The following is a 709-nucleotide window of genomic DNA, read 5'->3' as shown; positions in this document are numbered from 1 at the left end:
CAATGCGCGTTGCGAGAAGAACCGCACCGCCGATCAAAATCGCTAGCGTTGATGTTTCACCCATCGACCCTTGAACGGTACCGAAGAATGCATCCAACCAAGTTATGTTGTTCGCCATGATCGCTTCGACACCACCACTTGCCGCGAGGCTAAGTGAAGTAGCACCAGAGAAGCCATCAACTGCAGTCCACACGACGTCACCTGAAATTTCAGCTGGGTATGCGAAGTACAAGAATGCACGACCAGTCAAAGCAGGGTTTAAGAAGTTCTTACCGGTACCACCAAAGATTTCTTTACCAATCACAACACCAAATGAAATACCTAAAGCAACTTGCCATAGTGGTAAATCAGGTGGGCAGATCAAAGCAAATAGAATCGATGTTACGAAGAAACCTTCGTTAACTTCGTGACCACGAACAGCTGCGAACAACACTTCCCAAAAACCACCAACTACGAAGGTAACCGCGTAAATAGGCAGGAAGTAAGCTGCACCATAAGCCATATTATGCCAAATATTACTTGGGTCATGACCAATAAAGAACAAGCTATGCCAGTCCGTTGGAGCAGTCGCTAGACCTGCTGCAATTGCATCGTTTGCTTGGAAACCGATATTCCACATACCAAAAAACATAGCTGGGAATGTACACATCCAAACTGTGATCATAATACGCTTCAAATCTACGCCATCGCGAACATGAGATGTCGCAGC

Annotated in this window: 1 protein-coding gene; it reads right to left on the bottom strand. The window is 46.1% G+C overall.

Features of this window, described 5'->3' with window-relative positions; genetic code table 11:
* The coding region (locus tag A3738_RS08570) for an RnfABCDGE type electron transport complex subunit D (protein ID WP_197473718.1) at window positions 1-709 on the bottom strand (709 nt) is incomplete at both ends.

This window comes from Oleiphilus sp. HI0066 (assembly GCF_001635725.1).
Note: the sequence above shows the minus strand (reverse complement) of the source record. Positions and strands in the feature narration are given on the sequence as shown.